General features: G+C 41.4%; 1 protein-coding gene and 1 pseudogene. Both read left to right on the top strand.

The window, feature by feature from the left end; genetic code table 11:
* The first annotated feature begins 140 nt into the window (after positions 1 to 140).
* Positions 141 to 686: a hypothetical protein gene (locus DXD11_RS14090; protein ID WP_243105890.1), complete on the top strand. Its 546-nt coding sequence runs from the start codon at positions 141 to 143 to the stop codon at positions 684 to 686.
* A gap of 94 nt (positions 687 to 780) precedes the next feature.
* Positions 781 to 995, top strand: a pseudogene (locus DXD11_RS14085) (hypothetical protein); the annotation flags it as partial.

Raw genomic sequence — 995 nt, 5'->3', positions numbered from 1 at the left:
TGGAGCAGGCGCTGTCGCCGCAGTTGGAGGAAAAACGGTTTGAAGTATACTGTGCGGTCGGCAGTATATACCGCCCGGAGATTAATCTGAACCGGTCTGTGTATGCCAGCATGGACTGGATACATACTACGATGCCTCATATGTACATGAAGGCAAAACGCAATGAAATAACGGTGTATGAGAATGAACAGCCGGGGGTTGACTATATCATCAAAAAGGGAGATGAAGCATCTCTTAGGGAACAGATTGCGTTTGCCATGACAGGCATAGAGCATTATATAATTCCGGCGTTTGACAAGGTGGTGGATTTAAAGACATGCGTGGATTATCTAGAGTTATATGATTCTATGTGCTTAACAGTATGGAACAGGTATCAGTTTGAAAATAGCGAGGAAGCTTTAATTTTACCAGCCAAATATCCTAATCAAGAAAGCTACAAGGAGAATGTGCTGAATAAGTATGAAGCAATAAAGGAAAGAGTGTTTCATGATATTGATGAAGGTAAAATGTTGAGAGCGGATGGAGAAATAAAAATGCTGCGCTGTAAAAAAAGAGCTGATGATACAATAGAGCGATACGAAAAATTTTTTACAGATGAAGAAACTAAAAAAGAACTTGTACGATTAAAGGCAGAGCGTGCAGAAAAAAATATAAATGCAATACGTGCGATGGGAATAGAAGTGTAAAAAACGAGGGTAAAAAAGAAGGTTGGCTCTGAACAGTTACATTAAATTTAACGAAAAGGAGGTATCGTACATCTGTTGTGTACGAGAAAGAGAAATGGGAACATTGGAAGTGGACAAGAGTCTTAAAGCGGCATTTAAGGAAACGCTGGAGCCGCATGGGTTCAAGAAAGTAAAGGGGAGGTATCCGCACTTTGTGAGGATGGCAACTCCCGAGATTATTCAAGTCATCAACTATCGGCTGGAGCAGGCTCTGTCGCCGCAGTTGGAGGAAAAACGGTTTGAAGTATACTGTGCGGTCGGCAGTATATA

It is taken from the genome of Coprococcus sp. TF11-13, assembly GCF_003481085.1.
Lineage (GTDB): Bacteria > Bacillota > Clostridia > Lachnospirales > Lachnospiraceae > Coprococcus > Coprococcus aceti.
The sequence above is the reverse complement of the archived record's forward strand: the minus strand, read 5'-3'. Positions and strand labels throughout refer to the sequence as shown.

What these genes read in the sequence shown, in the direction of transcription:
- DXD11_RS14090 (WP_243105890.1), top strand. Translation starts at nt 141, where the DNA reads ATGTACATGAAGGCAAAACGCAATGAAATAACGGTGTATGAGAATGAA.